The sequence below is a fragment of the Actinoplanes sp. GCM10030250 genome (assembly GCF_042666575.1).
Lineage (GTDB): Bacteria > Actinomycetota > Actinomycetes > Mycobacteriales > Micromonosporaceae > Actinoplanes.
The window spans coordinates 463425-482637 of sequence record NZ_JBHTDO010000002.1 but is presented as its reverse complement, the minus strand read 5'-3'; the positions used below and the strand labels follow the sequence as shown (position 1 = coordinate 482637).

Sequence of the window (19213 nt, the reverse complement as noted above, 5' to 3'; positions counted from 1 at the left end):
CCCTTCCTATTCGGCCGTAAGTCGTGCCGATTCAGTTGTGTTCGGTGGCAGTTCGGTTAGCGGAGCAGCGAGAGCACGTTCTGCGCGGACTGGTTCGCCTGCGAGAGCATCGAGGTGCCCGCCTGGGTGAGGATCTGGGAGCGGGTGAACGACACCATCTCCTGCGCCATGTCGGTGTCGCGGATCCGGGACTCGGACGCGGAGAGGTTCTCCACCGCGACGTTCAGGTTGTTGATGGTGTGCTCGAAGCGGTTCTGGTACGCACCGAGCTGAGCACGCGAGTCGGACACGTTGCGGATCGCCGAGTCGATGGCGGTGATCGCCGAGCTCGGGTCCGTCTTGAGGTTCAGCGCCGCGGTGCCCAGGGTGTTGGAGTTGACCGCACCGATGTTGATGGAGATGCGCTCGTTGGCGTTGGCCCCGACCTGGAATCGGCCGGTGTTTCCGCCAGCGACCGCCTCTGCCGGGGTCGCGGAAGAAGCGGCCACGGTGGCGGCGCCCATCAGCGAGTTCAGTGCGCCGCCCGTACCGTCGTCGATCGAGAAGTCGCCGACGCCGGAGGCGCCAAACGTCACGTCGCCGCTGGACGCGGTGCTGGCCGAGAAGGAGACCTCGTTGCCGGCGTACTTCGTCCCGGTGTTGGGGTTGGTCTGTTCCTTCATCTGGCTGGAGATGGCCGCGTTGAGCTTCTTGGCCACGTCCTGCGGGCTGTCCTTGTCGGTGAACGTGCCCGCCTTGACGGTGATCGTGATCGGGGCGGGAGTCGCGAGAGCGGTGAGGTCGGTCCCGTCCACCTTGTTGATCGTCAAGGTGATGTCGGCGGCGTTCGCCGTGACGAGGTCGGTGAGAGCACCGCCCACCGTGCCGGCACCGGTGGCGCCCGCGGTCAGCGCGGTGCCGCTCTTGGTGGCGTTGGAGCCGAACGAGCCGTCCAGCAGCTTCGACTTGCCGAAGGCGGTGGTCTCGCCGATCCGGTCCAGTTCCGCGTTGAGCTGCGACATCTCCTTGTTGGCGGCGTCCTTCGCGTCGACGTCCATCGCACCGCTGTTGGAGGTCTGGACCGACAGGTCGCGCATGCGCTGCAGGATCGAGGTGACCTCGTTGAGCGCACCCTCAGCGGTCTGCGCGACGCTCACGCCGTCCTGGGTGTTGCGGACGGCGGTCTTGAGACCACCGATCTGCGCCCGCAGGCCCTCGGAGATCGAGAGGCCGGCCGCGTCGTCAGCCGCCCGGTTGATCCGGAAACCGCTGGACAGCTTCTCGAGCGACTTCGACATCTGGTTGTCGGTCACCGAGAGGTTCCGGTAGGCGTTCTGCGCGGCGATGTTCTGGTTGATACGAAGACCCATGGGGTGATTCCTCCTTGAGTGGGGTCTTGACCGGCCCGTCCGTGAGCCGTGGTGTTACTCCACATCCCATCGGCGGGTCGCCGAGAGGCCATCAGAATTCTCTGAGATTTCTTCGGGCTTTTCGGGCGAATCGGAGAAGTACCGATCGTCGGAAACAGCTCAGCGGCACGGCGGATGTGCCGACCTGTCCGAATGAGCGGGTCCGCCGAGGGGGTGGCACCCGACGAGCGATACCGACGGAGGACCGGGTGAGCCTGACCGACCTGGCCAGCGTCCTGTGGCGTTCACGTGAGCTGCTGGAGATGCTGCTGTTCAAGCTTGAGGAGGAGCAGTTGCTCCTCGCGTCAAACCGGTCACGCTGGCTCAGCCACGCCACCCGCGAGGTCGAGGTCGTGCTGGATCAGATCCGGCAGACCGAGGTCATCCGGGCCGCGTACGCACAGGATGTCGCCGTCGAGCTCGGCCTCTCGCCGGACGCCTCGCTGGGCGAGCTCGCCGATGCCGCACCGGACCCCTGGTCGGACCTGTTGCACCAGCACCGCAAGGCGTTCCTGATGTTGACGTCGGAGATCCGGGCCCTGGCCGACGTCAACCGCGACCTGCTCACCGCCGGTCAGCGGGCGGCTCGCGAAACCATGCTCGCGTTCGCCGAGACTGTGGAAACGTACGGGCCGCAGGGCCAGACCGTCAGCGGCGCCGTGCGGCGCCCCACCCTGGTTGATGAGGCGATCTGATGGGCAGCACATTCGGTGGACTGAACACGGCGCTCACTTCTCTCTACGCGCAGCGCCGGGGCCTGGACGTCACGGGCCAGAACATCGCGAACGCCAATACCGAGGGGTATACACGGCAACGCGTGGTGATGCAGTCGCAGAACGCCAACCTGGTGCCGGGCATCTACGCGACCACCTCAGCGGTGGGCAGCGGGGTGACCGTCTCCTCGGTCGAGCGGCTTCGTAACACCGCGCTGGACCAGCGCAGCTTCACCGAGCACGCCAACTCGGCGTATCACAACGAGCGCGCTGGTTCGTACAACCTGATCGAGGACGTCTTCGGGGAGCCCAGCGACACCGCGCTCCAGTCCCGCATGCAGGACATGTGGGACGGCTTCAACGCGGTCGCCGCCAACCCGGACAAGGCGGCTCCGAAGTCGGCCCTGATCGAGCAGGCCACCACCGTGGCGGCGTCGCTCAACGATGCGGCGGCCGCACTGGACAGCCAGTACGAGTCGACCCGGGCCGGCCTCGACACCTACTACAAGGACGTGAACAAGGCGGCCGATTCGATCGCCAAGCTGAACAAGGAGATCGTCGTGGCCCAGGCCGCGGGCCTGCAGGCGAACGAGCTCCAGGACCAGCGTGGCCAGCAGATGCTGAAGCTGTCCGAACTGGTCGGTGCGACGGCCACCGAGCTGCCCAACGGTGCGATAAACGTCTACGTCGGCAGTGGGCCGCTGGTCAGTGAGTTCAGCACTCGCGAGATCGAGATCGAGACCGGCGGGGCGATGCGCCTGGACGACCTCAACTCGACGACGGTCAACCTGCGGTGGAAGGACACCGAGGCGCCGGTGGCCGCGGGCGGGACCATGGGCGCCCAGATGGAGCTGCTGGCCAAGGGCGGCACCCTGGACACGATCAACACCCGGCTCAACGAGATCGCGAACAAGCTGGCGGACAACGTCAACGACAAGTACCGGACCGGATACAGCTCCGACGGCACCACCGGCGAGGACTTCTTCGGCACGTACAACGGCGACCTGACGCTGACCGCGGCGAACATCGGCGTGAAAGTCAGCGACCCGAACAAGCTCGCGATCTCTTCCGGCAATCCCAAGGGCACGCCGGCCATCCTCAACGGCGAGGTGGCGGACGACCTCTCCGAGCTCTCCACCTCACGCACGGGTGCCGACTCGGCCTACCAGTCGCTGATCGGTGACCTCGGTGTCTCCGCGCAGTCCTCGATCCGCCGGCGCGACATCCAGAACGCCGTGACGGATCAGGTGGACGGCGCACGCGACGCGGAGTCCGGGGTCAACCTGGACGAGGAAATGACCAACCTGCTGACCTACCAGCGCGGATACGAAGCGGCCTCCCGAGTTCTGACCACCATCGACTCCATGCTCGACCAGTTGATCAACCGGACCGGTCTGGTCGGTAGGTAAGGAAGGCCCTTCATGAGTAGTCCACGAGTAACCGAGAGCAGCGTCCGTACCCGGACGATGGCCAGTCTTCAACGCAGTCTTGGTCGTACCCAGACCGCACAGGATCAGATTTCGAGCGGCAAGCAGTTACGCCGTCCGTCGGACTCGCCGACCGGTACGGTCACCGCCCTCCAGCTGCGCGGCGAGATCCGGGCGAACCAGAAGTACTCCACCAATGCCGACGACGCGCTCGGCCGGCTCGGTGCGATGCAGGACAACCTGCAGGACTCGACGGTACTGATCACGAAGGTCCGGGAGTTGACGCTGGCCGCCGTGAGCTCAGGTGGCTCGAGCACACCTGAGGCGAACAAGGCCCGCGCTGCCGAGGTCGAGCAGATCAAGGGCACGCTCGTCCAGTACGCGAATGCGAAGTACCTCGATCGCCCGGTGTTCGGCGGGTTCACACCGGACGCCTCGGCCTACGACGATTCCGGTGCGTACGTCGGCGAGGACAGCGGCCAGACGATGCGCGCCATCGGCCCGAACGCCAAGGTGCGTGTGGACGTACGCGGACCGGAGGCGTTCGGCACCGATTATCTCGTCGACGACAACGGCCAGTTCGTTGACGAGGACGGTGCCCTCATCCCGGCCGGCAGCCCACCGGTGGCAAATCCGGAGCAGCTCTTCAAGCTGCTGGACAAGGTTGTCGCGGCAATGCGTTCCGGCGACGAAACCGGACTTAATGCAAGTCTGATCAATATCGATAAAGCCTCTGAAAACATGAAATCTACTCTTTCGGAGGTTGGCGCCCGATACAATCGGGTTACCCAGATGAAGCAGTCCGCTGAGGATCGCTTGATGTCCGTGTCGTCGCAGCTCTCAGATATCGAGGATGTCGACCTGCCTAAGGCGATCATGGAATTGCAGTTCCAGCAGACCTCGTATCAGGCCGCCCTGGCCGCCACGGCCAAGGTGATCCAGCCCTCGCTCATCGATTTCCTGAGGTGACCATGAGTATTCGCACCGCATCCCGACCGATCGAGGCCACCATGACGGACCCGTCGTTGGGTTTGCCGACCATCACGATGGCGGTGCCCATGCCGGGATTCCCCGCCCACCGGGACTTCGTCCTGGTGCGACTCAACGACGATGGCCTGCTCTACGCCTTCACTTCGATCGACAACCCGGAGCTGCGCTTCCTGGTCGCGCCGCCGGAGCCGTTCTTCCCGGACTACGCGCCGGAGATCGAGAACGAGGTGTTCGCCGCACTGAACACCAAGGACCCGGACCGCCTCCTGCTGCTCTCGGTCATCACCGCGGGCACGGAGGAGACCACCGCGAATCTCCTCGCGCCGATCGTGGTCGACCGCGACAGCATGCGGGCCGTGCAGGTCGTCCTCAGTGGAACGGGCTACCCGGTCCGGGCGATCATGAACCGGTCCTACTGACCCTCCACCGCAGGCGCGGCCGTGTTCATTCGCGGCCGCGCCTTTGCCATGCTGTCCGTTCCATGGATGGAGGTGGGCACTGATGCTTGTGTTGACCCGGCGGGCCGGCGAGAGCGTGATGATCGGCGACGACATCGTCATCACGGTCCTCGAGGCCCGTGGCGACGTCATTCGGCTGGGCATTCAGGCTCCTCGTGATGTCCAGGTGCACCGCGAGGAGGTGTACCGCGAACTCCAGGCGGCGAACCGGGCTGCCGCGTCGCCGCCCGAGGAAGCCGTGCACGCGCTGACCAGGATGCTGGAGAAGGCCGACCCTCAGGAGTGAACGAGAACGCCCGTCGCGCCGCGACGGGCGTTCCGTCCTCAGAGGACCTGGACGGTCACTCCGCGGGCGCGCAGGAAGGCAACCGGGTCGACCGCGTTGTCGTGGATGGCCGGTGCCGCGTCGACGTGCACCTCGAAGTGCAGGTGCGGTCCCGACGACGAGCCGGACGTGCCGACGTTACCGAGCAACTGGCCACGGGCGACGACCTGGCCGACCTTGACGAGCGGGCGGCGGACCATGTGGCAGTACCGGGTGACGATGGTGCCGGTGTGCTGGACCTCGACGTACCAGCCGCACCCCTGAAGGGTGCGATTACCGTCCTGGTCGCAGGTGCCGGCCGAGACGTTGCAGACCACCCGGATCACGGTGCCGGCGGACGCGGCCAGGATCGGGGTCTCGCGCTTGGCGGACAGGTCGGCGCCGTCGTGCGAGGGGCGTGCGACCGTACGGAATCCGCTGACCAGCCCCGCGCCCACCGGAAGGACCCACTTCTCGCCCTTGGCCGGAGCCGGGATGGCGGGTGCCGGGTCCGGTGTCACGGGCGCCGGTGTCACGGGCGCCGGTGTGACCGGAACCGTGCCCGGCGCGCACTGCGGGATCGCGGTGGCCGGCCGCACGACGTACGAGTCCGACACGTAGGCACCGTTGGCCAGGTGGTTCCAGAGGTTCGTGGTCCGTACCGTGCCGGTGATCCGTTGCGCGGAGACCTGGCAGACGATCCACACCTTGCCACCGTTGGCCACCGAGCCGAACCTCTCGGCCGCGGCCGAGGGGGAGCGGCGCATGTTCAGCGGAGTTCCGTCGGTCTTCGCGTTCCCGACGACCGTGGGAATCTTGGGAGCGGCGGCGGCCGGGGCGGACGCGGGCAACCCGGCGCCCAGCAGGCTCGCAGCGGCGACGGCTGCCAGCACGGTACGGCCCTGATGTCGAACCTTCATGCCTTCCCTTCCCGGCACGCGGTCACGTGCACGCGAGAAGAAGGCTGACCGGTGCCGGATGCCCGTTCGGGTGCTCGGGAAGTGCGGAACGGTTGCGGTGCCGGACGGCCGCAGAACGCACCTCACCTGCACCGGCCTCTGACCCGGGGAACAACGTCGCGGCCGCACTCTCATCCACGGACGGGAGAAACCCGTCCCTTCTCCTCGGGGGTGCGAGCGTGGGCACAGAGCGCGAGTCAGTCATGGGTGGCGGTGCGGTCGGTACTGCGTGCGCGCTGGATCTCAGCGTGGACGCCCACGTGCACACCGGCTTCTCGGCCGGCCGGGACGCCGTCGGTGTGGTGGTTTCGGCCGCCGACCGGACGGGACTGACCGCGCTCACCTTCGCTGATCAGGCCGGACCGGACACCACCTGGCTGACCGCGTACGCCGACGCGGTGCGCCGGGCCCGGCACCGTACCGAGATGAGGCTGCGGGTCGCGGCCGAGGTGGAGGTCGTCCGCGCCGACGGCTGGCTCGCCCTTCCGCCGGACCTGGCCCAGCTGGACGCGCTCTCGGTCGCGGTCTCCGGGCTGCCGATCGGCGACGACGTGCTCGACGCCCGGGAACTGCGGCGGATGCTGGCCGCGGGTGCTCTCACCGCCGGGCTGGTGGCCGAGATCCTCGTGACGACCACCGTCAAGGGCATCGAGCGGGCGTCGCGGTACGTGCCGTCGCAGCTCGCCCGGCCGCTGGCGCTACTGGCGCAGGCGGGTGTCGACGACGCCGTGGCCGGTCCGGAGCTGGTCGGTGAGCTGGCGTCCGCTTGCCGTACCACCGGCACCGTGGTGGAGATCAGCGAGGCGTGGCGCAGCCCGTCGCCGCGGCTGGTGGAGATGCTGCGCGACGCCGGCGTGACGCTCGTCCCCGCCAGCGACGCCCGGTACGCCGCCGAAGTGGGCCGCTGGCAGTACCTGCGCCGCGTCTGAACGGCTGCGTCTCAGCGAATCCGAACACGATCAGTTCTCATCTCCGTACTCTCTGTCATGCCAGCACTTCAGCATGGGAGAGTTGCGATGAGTATGGTTCAGCAGGCGATCGAGGTCAGCGCACCGGTTCACACGGTGTACGAGCAGCTCGCGGCATTCGAGAACTACCCGCGTTTCATGACCGGGGTGCGTCAGGTGACGGCGACAGGTGCCGACCAGACCCACTGGATCATGGACGTCGACGGGAAGCGGCGGGAGTTCGACGCCCAGATCATCGAGCGGTCGCCGGACGAGCGGGTCTCCTGGTCGACCATGGAGGGGCCGCTGCTCGCCGAGACCCTCACGCTGCGGCCGATGGGCGAGACGAAGACCCAGATCGTCGCGCAGCTGGAGGCCGACATCGCCTTCCTCATGCCCAGCGACCGGCACGGCCAGGAGTCGCTGAACCGCCGCCTCAAGGCCGACCTGACCACCTTCAAGGGGCTGGTCGAGAGCGGCGTGCTGGGCGGCCGTCCGATTCCGACCGGCGCCGGCGGCAAGCAGCCGGCCGGGCGCCCGCGCACCCTGCTGCCCGGTGTGACGATCGGCGACCCGGCCTCGCCCGTCTCGGTCGCCGCGCGCATCCGCAGCCGCCACGCCACTCCGCCGCCGAGCCCCGGTGCGGGCTGGGACACGGGTACGGCCGACCTCGGCAACGCCGATCCGACCGGCACCGGGCTCGGTAGCGGCCCGCTTCGCGGCACTCCCACCTCCGCGGACATCGGAACCCCCTCCGCCATCGGTGGCGCCCAGGACGTCGAGCGTGAGTCGCGCTCCGCCGGGCGCTGGATCGGCGCACCGGGCCCGCTCAGCGGAGGTGCCGCCGGCAGTGCCCGGATGGGCGGCCGCACCGGCGCCTCCGACATGTGGGGCGACGGCATGATCAATGAAGAGGAGCGCGGCAGCTGAGGCTGCCCGCAGCGACGAGGGGCCGGCCACGAGGCCGGCCCTTTCGCTGTGCCGGGGCCGGCCGCCGGGCATGACCCGCTGCTATGCCGGGGTGCCTTCCAGCGTCACCAGGAAACGGGCGCCCCGGGGCGCGGCGTGCTCGTATCGCACCGTCCCGCCGTTCGCCTCGACCAGGTGACGGACGATGAAGAGCCCCAGCCCGGAGCCGCGGATGAACCGCCCGAACAGGTTCGGCAGCACGTCCTCCGGCACGCCGCCACCACTGTCCTGCACCACGAGCACCACCGTGCCGGCCCCCCGCGCCTCGGCACGCACATGGATCGGCGGTGCCCCGTGCCCGAGCGCGTTCTTCAGCAGGTTCTCCACCACCACCGTGAGGTGCCCGCGGTCGGCGAGCGCGGTCAGCTCCTCGTCGATGGCGATCTCCACGTCGCCCTCGCCGGTGATGGCGTGGCTCACCGACTCGACCACCTCGAGCAGCTGGACCGGCACCCGGCGCGCGGTCACCGTGCCGGTGTCCAGGCGGAAGAGCAACTGGAGGTCGTTCATCATCTTGATGAGCCGGCGGGTGTTCTTGTCGATCTTCGTGGCGAGCTCCTGCCGGATGTCCTCGGGCAGGTCCGCCCAGTCGGCGCAGAGCAGTTCGGCGAGGCTGGCGATGGAGCTGATCGGCTGCGCCACGTCGTGGGTCAGCATCGAGGTCAGGTCGTTCTTGAAGGCGAGCGCCGCGGCGAGCTCCGCGTTGCCCCGCTCCAGTTCGGCGGCGTGCTCGGTGAGCGCGTCCTCGGCCCGCTTGCGCTCCGCGATGTCGACGCAGGTCGCCACATATCCGCGGGGCACGCCGGAGGCGTCCGGGATGGCCGCCATGGTGGCCAGGACCGGCACCTGGGTGCCGTCCGCGCGGGGGATGCTCCAGTCCTGCCCGGTGCCGGGCGGTGGGAGCGGCGGCGGTTCACCGAGGGCGTCGTCGTGGCCGGTGAGCTCGCGCCAGCGCCGGTTGACGTCGATCACCCGGTAGTTGGCGTCCAGCACCAGGACGGCCTCGTTCATCGACTGGAGCAACGTCTGGGCGAAGTCCTGCCGGTCACGGAGCTCCTCGACGAGGTGACGTTGCCGCCGGTCGGCGCGGTCCAGGGTGCGTACCAGATAGGCCAGCAGCGTCAGCAGGGCGAGGGCGGCGAGGATCACCCCGGTGCTGACCGCGGCCGCCGGGCGGCTGACGCCGGTACGCACGGCGAACGCGCTGACGAGCGCGGCGATGATCGGGGTGGCGAGCAGTGCTGGGGCGAGCCGCCGCACGACGGTGCGCGGCCCGGAGTCCTCGAGGGGACGCAGCGGCCCGGTCTCCGGCCTGGCGAGGATGGCGCCCGCGGTGAGCAGCAGCAGAGTGCCGGCCAGGTGCAGCGGCATGACGCTGTCCGGGCCGCGGCCGGCCGGGAAGGTGGGCCCGAACAGGCGGGGCACCACGGCGACCAGGGCGATCATGGCCGCACCCAGCAGTAGCGGGTCGGCGACCCGGAACGAGACGGTGCCGGTGCGCCGCGGCAGGTGCAGGTCGAGGCAGGCCAGGGCGAGCCCGGCGAACAGGGCGGCGACCGCCGCGGCGGGCTGGTCGCGCAGGGTGGCGGCGCCGAGGCCGGCCGCGGTGAGGGCGAGCACTGCCGCCGCACCGGTACGGATCCGGGCGGCCCGTTCACCGGACACCGGTATCACCTGCACCAGCAGGGCGATCCCGGCCGGGACCAGGGCGACCGCCGGGCCGGGGATGAGCCCGCCCGGCGGTACGCCGTCGTCAAACGTGCGCGTGTCCAGGGCGCCGAGGACGGCGGCTGTGACACCGGCGCACCCGGCTATCAGCCGGGACAGCCTGCCCACGCCATGCGCCGCGATATGCACATATACCCCCAAGACGTGAGGGAAGGAGCATAACGCGACCAACCGGGCCGGGCGGTTACTTGCCCGCCCAGATGAAGCCGTCCTCGATGCGGACCTTGCTGGCTACGCCCACGATGTCCGCGTGGTGGCGGTTGGCGTGGTGGCCGCAGAACGCCAGTTCGCCGCCGCTGGTCAGGGTGACCTCCAGCTTGGCGGCCGAGCCGCAGCGATCGCAGCGTTCCGTCAGCTCCCCGACGGTGTCGATCTCAGGCGACAGCAGGGCGGTCATATCGCTCTCCTTGCTCGGTGGCGGTGTGCAGCGGTCCTGACAGCGAGAAATTCGGCCCGCCGCACGCTCGGCTTAGAGGTTCCCCCGTGTGATCCAGACGATCCGAATCGGGCGGTAACGCCGCACCCTGGGCGCTACCCGGCGGAACCCGGAGATGCTCCTTCTTCTTTCCAGCATTTCCCTCAAGTGCTCCCGGCATGCCTCCGGGCCGGAGCGAGACGAGAGGACGATGCATGTCCGGTACCGCCGCCCGCCGCCTGGCCCTACGTTTCGCAGCCGTCGCGAGCGCCGTCACCGCGGCCTTCGCACTGTCCGGCCCGGCGTACGCCGTGGTACCGGCCGCCCCGCTCACCGGCACCATCACCGGGGCCGGCGCCGACGGGGCGATCCCCGGCAACTACGTCGTCGTGCTCGAGCCGGGGCCCTCCACCGCGGACCGGGTCCCCTCAGCTTCGCAGGAGCTGGTCCGCGAATACGGCGGAACGGTCGCCGCCACCTATCAGTCCACCGTTTCCGGCTTCCACCTTCAGGCGACTGCCGCTCAGGCCGCCCGGCTCGCCGCCGACCCAGCCGTACGCTACGTCGAGCAGGACGTCACGATCACCACGACCGCCACCACCCAGGGTGAGACGGCCCCGTGGGGACTGGACCGGATCGACCAGCCGGCGCTTCCGCTGTCGAGGTCCTACACCGCACCGTCCGCCGCGGCCGTCACCGCCTACGTGATCGACACCGGGATCCGCGTCTCGCACCAGGAGTTCGGCGGCCGGGCGGTGGACGGCTGGGACTTCGTCGACGGCGACGGTGTCGCCGACGACTGCCACGGCCACGGCACGCACGTCGCCGGCACCATCGGTGGCGCCACCGCGGGGGTCGCCAAGGACGTCCGGCTGGTCGCCCTCAAGGTGTTGAACTGCGAGGGCTACGGCTCGTACACCGACTTCATCGCCGCCATCGACTGGGTGACCGCGAACGCGAAGCTGCCCGCGGTGGTGAACATGAGCCTCGGCGGACCGGCGTGGCGGGCGCTGGACGAGGCGGTCGAGCGGTCCATCGCCACGGGTGTCACCTACGCGATCGCGGCGGGCAACGACAACACGGACGCCTGCGGTTACTCGCCGGCCGCCACCGAGGCCGCGATCACGGTCGGCGCCACGGACAGCACCGACGCCCGGGCCTCCTTCTCCAACTGGGGCACCTGCGTCGACCTGTTCGCCCCGGGTGTCGCTATCGAGTCAGCGGGCCACACCACGGACACCGCTACCAGGAGCATGAGCGGCACCTCGATGGCGGCACCGCACGTGACCGGAGCCGCCGCCCTGGTCCTCGGCGCACACCCCGGCTGGACGCCCCGTCAGGTCCGTGACCACCTGGTGGAACACGCCGGGACCGCGCTGATCCGCGACGCGGGCGCCGGGTCACCCGACCGCCTGCTCTACACCGGCCATCTGAACACCGCCGCTTGAGGCGAAGTGCCGTACGGGAGCACCGGGCGGCGGCTAGCGTGAGAACTACCCCAGCCGGAGGAGGCATGAATGTCCGAGGCGCCGGTGGCCGAGAGGCCGACAGTCCTGGTCGTCGACGACGAAGAGGATCTGCGTGACATCATGCGCCGCATGCTGGAGCGGCGCGGATACGCGACGCTGGCGGCCGGGGAACCCGACGAGGCCATCCCGATCTGCCGGGACCACCCCGGTGAGATCAACGCGTTGATCACCGACCTCACGCTGCCCGGTGTGTCCGGGGGCGACCTCGCCAAGACCGTGCGCGACCTGCGGCCGGGCATCGGTGTGGTGTTCGTGTCCGGTCTGCCCAAGGACATCGCGGTCAGCAAGGGGCAGATCGAGGAGGACGACGTGCTGGTGAAGAAGCCGTTCACCGCCGACGCCCTGCTCCAGGCGCTGAAGGCGGCGCTCGGCGACACCGATCAGGCCTAAGCCCCGGGCCAGGGCAGGGTCAGCTCGCCGAGCCGCCACCGGGCCGGGCCGCCGAGCACCGGCCATCCCTCGTCACGCATCCGGCGGACCGTGGCCGGCCAGCGCTGGCGCGGCCCGAACGGGGTGGCCTCGGTCTCCCAGGCCCGGCCGAGTGCCCGGAGCAGCTCGTGCACCGGATGGCCGGGCACGTTGTGGTGGATCAGCGCCTTCGGCAGCCGTTCCGCGAAGATCGCCGGATGCTCCAGCGCCGGCAGCCGGGCGGACAGGGTCAGGGTCCGCGGCACACCCGCCTCGACGACCGCCCAGGTGGCGATGCGGCCGAGCTCGTCGCAGGTGCCCTCGATCAGGGTGGCGCCGGTGGCGGTCATCGTGTGCCAGGCGGCCACCACCTCCTCCTCGGCATATTGGCGCAGCACGTTGAACGCGCGCACCACCACCGGGGTCAGGCCGGCCAGTTCGAATCCGCCGCGGCGGAACTCGAGCCAGGGCGGGTCGGCGAACGGCTGAGCGGCGTTCACCCGTACCGGATCGATCTCCAGACCGACCACCGCGACGTCCGCACGGACCGCGGCCGCCAGCCTGCCCCGAAGTTCCACGGCCGTGACCGGCGACGCACCGTAACCAAGATCGATCACCAGCGGCTGCGCCGCCTTTTTAAGATCAACGGCGCAGTGGTACGCGATGAAGTTGTCGACGCGGCGCAGCCGGTTGGGGTTCGTGGTCCCCCTGGTGATCGCGCCGAGCGGTTTCACCTATTCCTCCCGGTGCACCTTGTGCTGAGCCGCCTGCGCGATCGGGCGGATCACCAGCCGGTCGATGTTGACGTGCTGCGGCCGGGTCGCGGCGAACGTGATCACGTCGGCGATGTCGTCGGCGACGAGCGGTTCCCTGACCCCCGCGTAGACCGAGTCGGCCCGGTCCCGGTCGCCGGCGAAGCGGTTGAGCGCGAACTCGTCGGTGCGCACCATGCCCGGATCGATCTCGATCACCCGGATCGGCTTGCCGGAGAGTTCCAGCCGCAGTGTCCCGACCAGTGCGGTCTGTGCGTGCTTGGCCGCCGTGTACCCACCGCCTCCCTCGTAGACGGTGAACGCCGCGGTGGACCCGACCGTCACGATCGTCCCGCGGCCGCTCGCCTCCAGCGCCGGGAGCAGCGCCTTGGTCACCCGGAGGGTGCCGAGGACGTTCACGTCGTACATCCACTGCCAGTCGTCGACGGACCCGGCGGCGACCGGGTCCGCACCGTGGGCACCGCCGGCGTTGTTGACCAGCAGGGTCAGCGGGCCATCGAGGCCGGCCACCACCTCGGTGAGATTGGCCACCGAGTCGTCCGAGGTGATGTCGCAGGCGACCGCTGTCGCGTTCGGGCCGAGCTCCTTCACCAGCGCCTCGAGCCGGTCGGCCCGCCGGGCCGCGACGACGACGTGGAATCCCTCGGCGGCGAGCCGGCGTGCCGTGGCGGCGCCGATACCGCTGGACGCACCGGTGACGACTGCGATGTTTGGCATGCCCCGATCCTCTCGCACGACCCGCGTTACACCCGTTCCCCATGACCTGGATCACCCTCGGTCGGTTACATGGTGGTTCGGCGAACGCCGATGGGGAAGATGAACGTTGGCGCAACAAGTTTTCACACTCGACTTCCGGAGGGTTATCCGTGACGCCACGGCGCATCGCCACCCTCTCGGTGCACACGTCGCCACTGGAGCAGCCGGGCACCGGCGACGCGGGCGGCATGAACGTCTACATCGTCGAGGTGGCCAAGCGGCTGGCAGCGCGCGGTGTCGAGGTGGAGATCTTCACCAGGGCGACGGCCAGTGGCCTGCCGCCCCTTGTCGAGATGCACCCCGGTGTCCACGTCCGGCACGTCACCGCCGGGCCGTTCGAGGGGCTGGCCAAGGAGGAGTTGCCCTCCCAGCTCTGCGCCTTCGCCAACGGCGTGCTGCGGGCGGAGGCGGCGCACCCGCCCGGACACTACGACCTGATCCACTCGCACTACTGGCTCTCCGGGCAGGTCGGCTGGCTCGCCCGGGAGCGGTGGGGCGTACCGCATGTGCACACCGCGCACACTCTCGCCAAGGTCAAGAACCGGTTCATCGCGGCCGGTGACCGGCCCGAGCCGAAGTCCCGGCTGATCGGCGAGGAGCAGGTGGTCGCGGAGTCGGACCGGCTGGTCGCCAACACCCGGTTCGAGGCCCAGGACCTGATCACCCACTACCAGGCCGACCCGTCGCTGGTCAGCGTGGTGCAGCCCGGCGTCGACCTGGAGCGGTTCCGCCCCGGCATCGCCGACCGCGCCCGGTTCGGCCTGCCGGAGCACGGCCGGATCGTCGCCTTCGTCGGCCGGATCCAGCCGCTCAAGGCGCCCGACGTGCTGATCTCCGCGGTCGCCGAGATGCGTGCGCGCGGTGCCTCGGACGTCACCGTGGTGATCTGCGGCGGCCCGAGCGGCAGCGGCCTGGACCGGCCCACCTCGCTGATCGAACTGGCCGCGTCGCTCGGTGTCAGCGACTCGGTGGTGTTCCTGCCGCCGCAGACCGGCGCCGACCTGGCCGCCCTCTACCGCGCCGCGGACCTGGTCGCGGTGCCCTCCTACAACGAGTCGTTCGGACTGGTGGCGCTGGAGGCACAGGCCTGCGGCACCCCGGTGGTCGCGGCCGCTGTCGGCGGTCTGGTCACCGCGGTCCGCGACGGCATCAGCGGTGTCCTGATCGACGGGCACGGCGCCGGAGACTGGGCGCGGGTGCTGCAACGGCTCCTCGACGCACCCGGGTACCGCCACCGGCTCGCCGGCGGTGCGGTCGCCCACGCCTCCCAGTTCTCCTGGGACCGCACCGCCGACGGCCTGCTGGAGGTCTACCGTGACGCGGTGAGCGAGCATCGGGCGCTGATCGCGGCGCGACTCGAGAAGGCGACGTGCGCATGGTGACCGAACTGATCGAGCGGGTGCTGACCGAGCGGGAACTGGAGTGGGAGTCCACGGGCGACAGTTCGTACGTGGCCAGCCTCCCCGGCACGCACAAGCTCAAGACCGCCTGCAACCTGATCGTGGGCGAGCACTCGCTGCGGATCGAGGCGTTCGTGATGCGCCGGCCGGACGAGCGCCACGAGGACGTCTGGGCCTGGCTGCTGCGCCGCAACGCCCGGATGTACGGCGTCACCTTCTCGATCGACGCGGTGGGCGACATCTATCTGACCGGACGGGTCTCGTTGAAGGGCCTGGACGAGGACGAACTGGACAGATTGCTCGGATCGGTCCTCACCTACGCCGACGAGTCGTTCGACACCATGCTGGAGCTCGGCTTCGGCTCGTCGATCCGCCGGGAGTGGGAGTGGCGGGTCAAGCGGGGCGAATCGCTCGCCAACCTCCAGGCGTTCAAGCACCTCGCCGGTGACGACAAGCCCGAGTGATCGTAGCTATATCCGGCCGCGAAACCGGTCCGATGTGGATCTTCATACCGGGTGGCGTGGGCGAAGGTTCTCATAACGCTTCCCGGGATGCCCGCTGTCATTTTCCCGGGCGTAGTAATTTCCTCCCTCTTCAGAACCCGGACGAGTGATTGGCGGATCAGCCGATCGGTTGGTTGTTGGGGAATGTGACGGTCAAGACAGATGTCGACACGGAATCGGGTTGTGAGGCTTGACTGCCCCAACTAGCGTGGTCGATGGACGCCGAACCGTTAGTTCGGGGAACGGGTCGATCGGCAACGGTCGCCACGGATCGGCGTTTGGGGACGGGTGGCATGAGCCGTTGGGGGACGGCGCGACCCGAGACCGGCGGTTAGTGCGGGCGGCGCCTATGGGGATGGGTGTCGCCCGCCGCCGCCGGCGCTTTTGTTTCTGCCCTGTTTCCTCGAACACACAGTTGTTACGAGCGGCCGGGAGATCCCCCATTCGACATCTGTGTATTCGAGGCTTCTAACCGCCCGATTGACGCGCCGCCCGATCTGTTCCGTTGGCGAGGTCCGTTCCCGCCCGGCGACGCCAGTTCCTCCTCCGCCGCGATCACTGCCTCATGCCGGCGCTGCTGCTCCGCTCGCCGGGCCCGCGCCGGACCCGCGAGAAGCTGCCCGGCGGACGCCAGGGCGCACAGTGCGAAACAGCCGAGCCAGAGCGTCGCGTCCCCCGCCTTCTGCAGGACCAGGCCGCCGAGGACCGGGCCCAATGCCGTGCCGATCGACCAGGTCAGCGAGTGCAGGCCCTGGTAGCGGCCGCGCAGCGCGGGTGGCGACAGGGCCGCGACGGTGGCCGCGTTGCTCGGCGACTGGAGCATCTCGCCGAGCGTCCAGATGATCACGGTGACCGCGTACATCCAGGCGGACTCGGCGAACGCCACGAGCCCGAAGCCGGCACCGATGATCAGGCCCGCGAGGGCCAGCACCCGGGCACTGTCGCGGCCGACGATCAGCTTGGGCACGAAGAGCTGCCCCAGCACGATCAGGACGCCGTTCACCGCGATCACCAGGCCGTAGGTGGCCGCCGAGAAGCCGTCGGCGAGCATCGCGATCGGCAGGGTCGACGCGTGCTGGAGGATCACCAGCACCGACGCGAGGCTGAGCAGCAGGTAGACCAGGAACACCCGGTCCTTCAGCGCGGCGCCCATGCCCGGCGCGGCGATCCCGGTCGCCACGGTGTGCGTGCGTGCCGGGCGGGTCTCGGCCAGGAACACCGCGGTGATGATCGCGGTGATTCCGGTGGTGCCCGCGTCGACGGCGAACAGCAGGAAGTAGTCGACCTGCGCGGCCAGGCCGGCCGCGACCGCGGCGAGCGCGAAGCCCAGGTTGATCGCCCAGTAGTTCAGCGAGTACGCCCGGACCCGGTCGTGCTCCGGGACGACGTCGACCATCATCGCCGAGAAGGCCGGCCGGACCCCCTCGGCGAACAGCCCGAGCAGCAGGGTCACCACGGCGATCTGCGCGTAGGTGTGCGCGAAGCCGAGCGTCAGCATCAGGGCGGCCGCGCCGGACTGGGCGATCAGCATGGTCGGCCGGCGGCCCCAGCGGTCGGCAAGGACACCGCCGGTCATGGTGCCGATCGCGCCGCCCACGCCGTACAGGCCGAGGACGATGCCGGCCTGGCTCTGCGTGAAGTGCCGGTCGCTGGTGAGGTAGATGCTCAGGAAGAGCACCACGAAGGCGCCGAGCCGGTTGACCAGGGTGCCGGTCCAGAGGAACCAGAACTGCCGGGGCAACCCGCCCGCGGCCTCCCGCAGCCAACCCCGCACGACGGCCTCCCCCGGTAAGCAGTGATCACGTCATGTTTGCTGACGGCCCGGGGTGCCGCGCAATCGAGTTTCACTGTGGCGGCGGCCACGTACCGGGTGGTCGCACGGCCGCCACCGCCGCGGGGGAAGATGTCCTCATGACTGGAACCCTGGTGCTGCTGCGGCACGGCAGAAGCGAGTGGAACGCCAAGAACCTCTTCACCGGCTGGGTCGACGTCGACCTGGACGCCACGGGTGAGGACGAGGCTCGGCGCGGCGGCGAACTCCTCAAGGAGCAGGGGGTGCTGCCCGACGTGGTGCACACCAGCCTGCTTCGCCGGGCCATCCGGACCAGCGAGATCGCACTGCACATCACCGACCGCCACTGGATCCCGGTGAAGCGCTCCTGGCGGCTCAACGAGCGCCACTACGGCGCCCTGCAGGGCAAGGACAAGAAGCAGACCCTCGAGGCGTACGGCGAGGAGCAGTTCATGCTCTGGCGCCGGTCGTACGACGTACCGCCGCCCTCGATCGAGGACGGCGACGAGTTCTCCCAGGCCGGCGACGTCCGGTACGCGGACCTGCCGCCGGAGATCCTGCCGAAGGCGGAGTGCCTGAAGGACGTCCTGCTGCGGGCGCTGCCCTACTGGTACGACGCGATCGTCCCGGACCTGCGCGCCGGCAAGACCGTGCTCGTCGCGGCGCACGGCAACTCGCTTCGCGCCATCGTCAAGCACCTCGACCAGGTCTCCGACGAGGCGATCGCCAAGCTCAACATCCCGACCGGCATCCCGCTGCGCTACGACCTGGACGAGAACCTGCGGCCCCTCAACGCGGGCGGCACCTACCTCGACCCGGCCGCCGCCAAGGAGGCCGCCGCCGCGGTGGCGAACCAAGGCCGCTGACCTTCTTCATCTCGGAACGACGAAGGCCGGGACGCCCCCGTGGCGTCCCGGCCTTCGGATCCTCAGGCGGCGGCGGTTCGCTGCCGGCCCGGATCGATTCAGTCCTGTACGGGGTTCGCCGGCTCCCCGGTGATCAGGTAGAACAGGTGCTCGCCGATGTTCACGGCGTGGTCCGCGTAACGCTCGTAGAACCGGCCGAGCAGCGCACCGTCGATCGCGGTCTCCGCGCCGTAGGGCCAGTCGTCGTCCAGCATGATCTTGAAGAGGTGACGCTCGAGGTCGTCGATCGCGTCGTCCTCCTTCTCCAGCTCCGCGGCGGCCGCCGGGTCGGGGTTCTGGAGCAGGGTGGTGATCCTCTCCGCCATCCGGTCCGCCACCTCCGCCATCTGCTGGAAGGTCGGGCGCAGCTCCGCCGGTACGGCCGGCGACGGGTGCCGGCGCCGCGCGGTCTTCGCCACGTGCTCGGCCAGGTCACCCATCCGCTCGAGGTCGGCGGAGATGTGCAGGGCGGTGATCACCCGGCGCAGGTCACTCGCGACCGGCGCCTGCCGGGCGATGGTGTCCGCCACCTTCGCCTCGACCTGCTCGTAGATCTTGTCCACCTCGACGTCCCGCTCGATCACCGCTTCGGCGGCCTTGAGGTCCGCGGTCAGCAGCGCGGTCGTCGCCTTGCGGAGCGCGGCGCGAACCGACTCCGCCATGGTCACCAACAGACGGCCGACCTCGATGAGGTCGGCCTGGTACTCCTCGCGCATGTTCTGGTCCCGGTGCTCAGGGCCGGCCCGATCGGCGGGCGTCGGCCGGTGTGCTGCCCACGCTAGGTCGAGTCGGCAGCGTCGACATGAACAGCGGTGAACGACGCCGGGCGCGGTGGTGAACATTCTTCGA

Annotated in this window: 20 protein-coding genes; 12 read left to right on the top strand and 8 right to left on the bottom strand. The window is 69.5% G+C overall.

The window, feature by feature from the left end; translation table 11 throughout:
- Positions 1-56 precede the first annotated feature (56 nt).
- Positions 57-1349, bottom strand: coding sequence for a flagellin (locus ACFQV6_RS05445; protein WP_378026187.1), 1293 nt, complete (start codon positions 1347-1349; stop codon positions 57-59).
- Between the two features lie 248 nt (positions 1350-1597).
- On the opposite strand from ACFQV6_RS05445, the gene ACFQV6_RS05440 reads away from it, so the two are divergent.
- The 5 genes from ACFQV6_RS05440 to csrA all read left to right on the top strand — a co-directional run bounded on the left by ACFQV6_RS05440 (position 1598) and on the right by csrA (position 5262).
- Complete coding sequence (locus ACFQV6_RS05440; RefSeq protein WP_378026186.1) at positions 1598-2083, top strand: flagellar protein FlgN; 486 nt, start codon at positions 1598-1600, stop codon at positions 2081-2083.
- Complete coding sequence (gene flgK / locus ACFQV6_RS05435) at positions 2083-3510, top strand: flagellar hook-associated protein FlgK (protein WP_378026185.1); 1428 nt, start codon at positions 2083-2085, stop codon at positions 3508-3510. Before ACFQV6_RS05440 ends, flgK begins: the two co-directional genes overlap by 1 nt.
- Positions 3511-3567: 57 nt before the next feature.
- Positions 3568-4497 carry a flagellin gene (locus ACFQV6_RS05430; RefSeq protein WP_378026184.1) on the top strand — a complete coding sequence of 310 codons (930 nt, stop codon included), beginning with the start codon at positions 3568-3570 and terminating at the stop codon, positions 4495-4497.
- Positions 4498-4499: 2 nt separating this feature from the next.
- The gene (locus tag ACFQV6_RS05425; protein ID WP_378026183.1) at positions 4500-4937 is read left to right on the top strand and encodes a flagellar assembly protein FliW; all 438 of its coding nucleotides are present in this window, start codon (positions 4500-4502) and stop codon (positions 4935-4937) included.
- An 82-nt stretch (positions 4938-5019) separates the two neighbouring features.
- The gene (gene csrA / locus ACFQV6_RS05420; RefSeq protein WP_378026182.1) at positions 5020-5262 is read left to right on the top strand and encodes a carbon storage regulator CsrA; all 243 of its coding nucleotides are present in this window, start codon (positions 5020-5022) and stop codon (positions 5260-5262) included.
- Between the two features lie 38 nt (positions 5263-5300).
- Here csrA and ACFQV6_RS05415 read toward each other — a convergent pair whose 3' ends face one another.
- Complete coding sequence (locus ACFQV6_RS05415) at positions 5301-6200, bottom strand: peptidoglycan DD-metalloendopeptidase family protein (RefSeq protein ID WP_378026181.1); 900 nt, start codon at positions 6198-6200, stop codon at positions 5301-5303.
- Between the two features lie 218 nt (positions 6201-6418).
- Here ACFQV6_RS05415 and ACFQV6_RS05410 point away from each other — a divergent pair, with 218 nt between their 5' ends.
- Together ACFQV6_RS05410 and ACFQV6_RS05405 are read left to right on the top strand one after the other, a co-directional pair.
- Positions 6419-7168, top strand: coding sequence for a hydrolase (locus ACFQV6_RS05410; RefSeq protein WP_378026180.1), 750 nt, complete (start codon positions 6419-6421; stop codon positions 7166-7168).
- A gap of 93 nt (positions 7169-7261) precedes the next feature.
- Positions 7262-8116 (top strand): SRPBCC family protein, encoded by an 855-nt coding sequence (locus ACFQV6_RS05405; RefSeq protein ID WP_378026274.1) that lies wholly within the window; start codon positions 7262-7264, stop codon positions 8114-8116.
- An 81-nt stretch (positions 8117-8197) separates the two neighbouring features.
- Here ACFQV6_RS05405 and ACFQV6_RS05400 read toward each other — a convergent pair whose 3' ends face one another.
- The gene (locus ACFQV6_RS05400; protein WP_378026179.1) at positions 8198-9991 is read right to left on the bottom strand and encodes an ATP-binding protein; all 1794 of its coding nucleotides are present in this window, start codon (positions 9989-9991) and stop codon (positions 8198-8200) included.
- 76 nt (positions 9992-10067) lie between these two features.
- Entirely contained in the window at positions 10068-10280 is a 213-nt protein-coding gene (locus ACFQV6_RS05395) for a hypothetical protein (RefSeq protein WP_378026178.1), read from the bottom strand.
- 233 nt (positions 10281-10513) lie between these two features.
- On the opposite strand from ACFQV6_RS05395, the gene ACFQV6_RS05390 reads away from it, so the two are divergent.
- Positions 10514-11746, top strand: a complete 1233-nt coding sequence (locus ACFQV6_RS05390; RefSeq protein ID WP_378026177.1) for a S8 family peptidase — start codon at positions 10514-10516, stop codon at positions 11744-11746.
- A gap of 69 nt (positions 11747-11815) precedes the next feature.
- Positions 11816-12217, top strand: a complete 402-nt coding sequence (locus ACFQV6_RS05385) for a response regulator (protein WP_378026176.1) — start codon at positions 11816-11818, stop codon at positions 12215-12217.
- Here ACFQV6_RS05385 and ACFQV6_RS05380 read toward each other — a convergent pair.
- Positions 12214-12969: a class I SAM-dependent methyltransferase gene (locus tag ACFQV6_RS05380; protein ID WP_378026175.1), complete on the bottom strand. Its 756-nt coding sequence runs from the start codon at positions 12967-12969 to the stop codon at positions 12214-12216. The genes ACFQV6_RS05385 and ACFQV6_RS05380 overlap by 4 nt on opposite strands.
- Positions 12970-13725 carry an SDR family oxidoreductase gene (locus tag ACFQV6_RS05375; RefSeq protein WP_378026174.1) on the bottom strand — a complete coding sequence of 252 codons (756 nt, stop codon included), beginning with the start codon at positions 13723-13725 and terminating at the stop codon, positions 12970-12972. It lies immediately after the preceding gene.
- Between the two features lie 149 nt (positions 13726-13874).
- Between ACFQV6_RS05375 and mshA the strand changes: the two genes are divergently transcribed.
- Positions 13875-15146 carry a D-inositol-3-phosphate glycosyltransferase gene (mshA, locus tag ACFQV6_RS05370; RefSeq protein ID WP_378026173.1) on the top strand — a complete coding sequence of 424 codons (1272 nt, stop codon included), beginning with the start codon at positions 13875-13877 and terminating at the stop codon, positions 15144-15146.
- Positions 15140-15628, top strand: a complete 489-nt coding sequence (locus tag ACFQV6_RS05365; protein WP_378026172.1) for a YbjN domain-containing protein — start codon at positions 15140-15142, stop codon at positions 15626-15628. The genes mshA and ACFQV6_RS05365 overlap by 7 nt, the downstream gene beginning before the upstream one ends.
- Before the next feature lie 457 nt (positions 15629-16085).
- Here ACFQV6_RS05365 and ACFQV6_RS05360 read toward each other — a convergent pair whose 3' ends face one another.
- Positions 16086-17441, bottom strand: coding sequence for an MDR family MFS transporter (locus ACFQV6_RS05360; protein WP_378026171.1), 1356 nt, complete (start codon positions 17439-17441; stop codon positions 16086-16088).
- A 137-nt stretch (positions 17442-17578) separates the two neighbouring features.
- On the opposite strand from ACFQV6_RS05360, the gene ACFQV6_RS05355 reads away from it, so the two are divergent.
- On the top strand, positions 17579-18325 hold the full coding sequence (locus ACFQV6_RS05355) for a phosphoglyceromutase (RefSeq protein ID WP_378026170.1): 747 nt from the start codon (positions 17579-17581) through the stop codon (positions 18323-18325).
- Between the two features lie 98 nt (positions 18326-18423).
- Here ACFQV6_RS05355 and phoU read toward each other — a convergent pair whose 3' ends face one another.
- The gene (phoU, locus tag ACFQV6_RS05350) at positions 18424-19080 is read right to left on the bottom strand and encodes a phosphate signaling complex protein PhoU (protein ID WP_378026169.1); all 657 of its coding nucleotides are present in this window, start codon (positions 19078-19080) and stop codon (positions 18424-18426) included.
- Positions 19081-19213: the final 133 nt, after the last annotated feature.

Excerpts from the sequence above, each read along its gene's own strand:
- ACFQV6_RS05405 (WP_378026274.1), top strand. The coding sequence starts at position 7,262 with ATGGTTCAGCAGGCGATCGAGGTCAGCGCACCGGTTCACACGGTGTAC.
- csrA (WP_378026182.1), top strand. The coding sequence starts at position 5,020 with ATGCTTGTGTTGACCCGGCGGGCCGGCGAGAGCGTGATGATCGGCGAC.
- ACFQV6_RS05415 (WP_378026181.1), bottom strand. The coding sequence starts at position 6,200 with ATGAAGGTTCGACATCAGGGCCGTACCGTGCTGGCAGCCGTCGCCGCT.
- ACFQV6_RS05355 (WP_378026170.1), top strand. The coding sequence starts at position 17,579 with ATGACTGGAACCCTGGTGCTGCTGCGGCACGGCAGAAGCGAGTGGAAC.
- ACFQV6_RS05375 (WP_378026174.1), bottom strand. The coding sequence starts at position 13,725 with ATGCCAAACATCGCAGTCGTCACCGGTGCGTCCAGCGGTATCGGCGCC.
- ACFQV6_RS05390 (WP_378026177.1), top strand. The coding sequence starts at position 10,514 with ATGTCCGGTACCGCCGCCCGCCGCCTGGCCCTACGTTTCGCAGCCGTC.
- ACFQV6_RS05385 (WP_378026176.1), top strand. The coding sequence starts at position 11,816 with ATGTCCGAGGCGCCGGTGGCCGAGAGGCCGACAGTCCTGGTCGTCGAC.
- ACFQV6_RS05425 (WP_378026183.1), top strand. The coding sequence starts at position 4,500 with ATGAGTATTCGCACCGCATCCCGACCGATCGAGGCCACCATGACGGAC.
- ACFQV6_RS05430 (WP_378026184.1), top strand. The coding sequence starts at position 3,568 with ATGGCCAGTCTTCAACGCAGTCTTGGTCGTACCCAGACCGCACAGGAT.
- flgK (WP_378026185.1), top strand. The coding sequence starts at position 2,083 with ATGGGCAGCACATTCGGTGGACTGAACACGGCGCTCACTTCTCTCTAC.
- ACFQV6_RS05445 (WP_378026187.1), bottom strand. The coding sequence starts at position 1,349 with ATGGGTCTTCGTATCAACCAGAACATCGCCGCGCAGAACGCCTACCGG.
- ACFQV6_RS05395 (WP_378026178.1), bottom strand. The coding sequence starts at position 10,280 with ATGACCGCCCTGCTGTCGCCTGAGATCGACACCGTCGGGGAGCTGACG.
- ACFQV6_RS05365 (WP_378026172.1), top strand. The coding sequence starts at position 15,140 with ATGGTGACCGAACTGATCGAGCGGGTGCTGACCGAGCGGGAACTGGAG.
- phoU (WP_378026169.1), bottom strand. The coding sequence starts at position 19,080 with ATGCGCGAGGAGTACCAGGCCGACCTCATCGAGGTCGGCCGTCTGTTG.